This window comes from Streptomyces sp. NPDC059900 (assembly GCF_050270335.1).
Lineage (GTDB): Bacteria > Actinomycetota > Actinomycetes > Streptomycetales > Streptomycetaceae > Streptomyces.
The window spans coordinates 1-2,792 of record NZ_JBNNJZ010000824.1 but is presented as its reverse complement, the minus strand read 5'-3'; the positions used below and the strand labels follow the sequence as shown (position 1 = coordinate 2,792).

The window sequence follows — 2,792 nt, the reverse complement described above, 5'->3', positions numbered from 1 at the left end:
GGCGGAGTCCCATCCGGCAGGTGATTGCGCGGGGTCTTTTCGCACGTCCGGGGCTGTGGTGAACCGCATGCCGACCACGTGGCTGAGCTGCTCCGTCTGTTGCGGTGCTCTCGGGCGGGCCGGACCCGGGTCTGGCACGGCATGTTGCACCTCCCCGGCCCGCGTGAGGGGGAGGCGGAGGGACCAGGCGGGTGGCGTGGCCGGGTGTGCCGGGGGTGTCCGATGCCGCAGACGGCGGCCGCCGGTGACGGGCGGCTGCCTTGCACTGATCAAGTGGTGGCACCGGGTGCGGGGTGATGGGCGCTGGGGCCGCGGTCGGTGGCAGGTACTGGCCGCTTCGCGGCCAGAACGGCCTTGCGTTCCGGGCTCGGCGGGGAAGATGCGGATACCCGCCGCGGCGTGGTAACAGGTGTTACCGTATGGGTATGGCGAAGACACAGCTGGGTGTGCGGGTGGACGCCGAGGTCAAGCAGATCGCGGCGGCGCGGGCCGGTGAGCGCGGCATGGCGCTGGGGGACTACATTGCCCAGCTGGTCCTGGAGGACGCGAGCGGTCTGCGGGCCCGCGGGCTGGACGCGGCGGGCCGCTTCCTCGCGGAGCACCAGCACGTCTTCGACGCCGCCGAGGAGCCCGGTGGCGAGCAGGACCCGGCCGGACCGGGAGCCCACGCCGCGTAATGGACCTGCACATCGACGTCCCCTGGATTTTGCAGGTCGCGCAGCTGGCCGGGGCGGGGGATCCGGCTCCGGACGATTACGGCATTCCCGTGGCCGCGGTCGCCTGCCACCGCGCCGAACTTCTGGAAACCCCCGTGTACGAGGGCCCCTTTTCGCGGGCGGCCGCGCTGGTGCACGTGCTGGGCCGCTGCCGCTGGCTGGAGCGCTCGAATCTGGCTGTCGCGGCCGCCACCGGCGTCATGTACCTGGAAGCCTCCGGCATCACGGTCAAGCCCGCCCGCGACGATGCAGCCGCCCTGCGTGACCTCCTCCTGAGCCGCGACTGCACCGTCGACAAGATCGCCCGGCTGCTGCGCTCCTGGCCCACCACCAGCTAGGCCAGGCAACGGGCCCACGACTTGGTCAACTTGGTGGGAACGCTATGACTTTTGCGGGATCTTGGTATGCCTCCGCCACCCTTTGGGCGGCCCTTGCCGTGTTCGGCGGTCTGACCACCGGGTTCTTTGCCGGCTGGGCTACTCTGCGGGCGGCCAACCCTAAACGGCAGCTGGACTACTGGATGTCGGCCAAGACGAATCTGCTCAAAGCAGCTGATGGCGCGGGCAGCAGCCTGGAGGTCCATCACGCTGGTGGCACCTTGACAGACCCCCATGTTCTGCAAATCAAAATGATCAACAAGGGGCGCAGGGACATCTCAAGCGACCACTATGACGGCGGCCTGCCCATCCGTCTCGACGTCGGGGTGCAAATTGTCGAGCTCTTGAAGCTGGCTTCCGAGCCTTCCTCGCTCCACCTGCCAACCGGCACCATCGACGGAACAGCACTCAAGATCGGTCCGAGCCTCATCGCCAAGAGGCAGACGATCACTTCCTCGGTCTTGGTGGATGGTTCCGGGCCTGAGATCACTTGCCGGGCATCCTTGCAGGATGTCGACGTCAGGGAAGGCCGAGATCATGCACGGCGGCAGACCGCAGTGACCGCCGGAGGGACGGTGCTTGGCCTCGGGCTCTCCGTGGTTTTGGCGCTGGTCGCCCCGCTGACGATGGTGGCAGCGTGGCGCCCCACCATGGGCCTTGTCGTCCTCGGTATCGTCACTGCAGGCATCTGGGCTGGAGCGGGTGGTTGGTGGGCTGCGACATCGTGGTCCCGGCGTCGCCAGGACTGAGCGCCCGTCCGCGAACTGATCACTTACGTGAGGGCCGGGGCTTCGTCCGAGAGAGATGACGCGTCATCAGGATGGTCATCGGCCAACGGGTCATGGCCTCGTGGTGCTCGGGCAGGCGTTCATAGCCGCGGACGCAGCAGCGGCGCCGGAAGAGCCACGACAGCATGGCCGGAGAGAGGGATCAGGTGGCAACGCTCGCGCAGATCAAGGATCTCTTGGGAGAGCCCCGCTTTCATTGGGCGGACCCGGCTCCCTGGTGCCAGGTGGAGCGGGAACTCGGCGTCACCTTTCCTGCGGACTTCCGGGAGGTCGTTGACGCCTACGGTTCCATTGTGATCAACGGACAGCTGTACCTCGAGCACCCCGCGAAAGAGTCAGGAAGGGACCTCGGGCAGAAGACCAGGGAGGAGATCGAGGACTGGCGCGAAAACGAGGAAGACTTCGGGGACCTTCCGAGCCGGGTTGGTTCCGGACCCGGCGAGCTTCTCCCTTTCGCAAGCGCCGCATCCGGGGAGTGTCTCTTTTTTCGCGTGCCGGTGGAGCCTTCCATGCCCTGGTGGATCGGCGTTCACGAGTTTGACAGTCCGGCATACGTCGCCCACGACATGACGTTCAGCGACTGGCTGCTCGCCTACCTCACAGGCGAGAACGTAACAGTGCATGCGCGTAATTTCGCAGCGGGAGCCCCCTTCTTCGAACCCGTCAGCTGAATCGCTTCCGGCGCGACTGTTCGAGCAGCCGAACGTCCGGGTGGCGACGACGTACCACAGCAGCGGCCGACCACGACGAGATCACCGGCCGGGTAGGCCCGCACCGGGCCGTGCGCGGCAACATCATCGAAGCCGTCGGGCGCGGCATTCCGTTGCACGTCGCCGTCCTGGACGGGGGCGATCACGAGTGTGCCGGGCGGGCCTGCGCGGAATTGCGGGCCCTGACGAAGAACTCAGCAG

4 protein-coding genes are annotated in these 2,792 nt (G+C 67.3%); all 4 read left to right on the top strand.

Annotation, left to right across the window (positions count from 1 at the left end):
- Positions 1-425 precede the first annotated feature (425 nt).
- The 4 genes from ACQKIP_RS44510 to ACQKIP_RS44495 all read left to right on the top strand — a co-directional run bounded on the left by ACQKIP_RS44510 (position 426) and on the right by ACQKIP_RS44495 (position 2,552).
- Positions 426-677 (top strand): hypothetical protein, encoded by a 252-nt coding sequence (locus ACQKIP_RS44510; protein WP_365862037.1) that lies wholly within the window; start codon positions 426-428, stop codon positions 675-677.
- Positions 677-1,054 (top strand): fic family toxin-antitoxin system, toxin component, encoded by a 378-nt coding sequence (locus tag ACQKIP_RS44505; RefSeq protein ID WP_365862035.1) that lies wholly within the window; start codon positions 677-679, stop codon positions 1,052-1,054. Before ACQKIP_RS44510 ends, ACQKIP_RS44505 begins: the two co-directional genes overlap by 1 nt.
- Before the next feature lie 44 nt (positions 1,055-1,098).
- Positions 1,099-1,842, top strand: coding sequence for a hypothetical protein (locus ACQKIP_RS44500; RefSeq protein ID WP_365862034.1), 744 nt, complete (start codon positions 1,099-1,101; stop codon positions 1,840-1,842).
- 185 nt (positions 1,843-2,027) lie between these two features.
- Positions 2,028-2,552 (top strand): SMI1/KNR4 family protein, encoded by a 525-nt coding sequence (locus ACQKIP_RS44495; RefSeq protein ID WP_427745601.1) that lies wholly within the window; start codon positions 2,028-2,030, stop codon positions 2,550-2,552.
- The last annotated feature ends 240 nt before the right edge of the window (positions 2,553-2,792 follow it).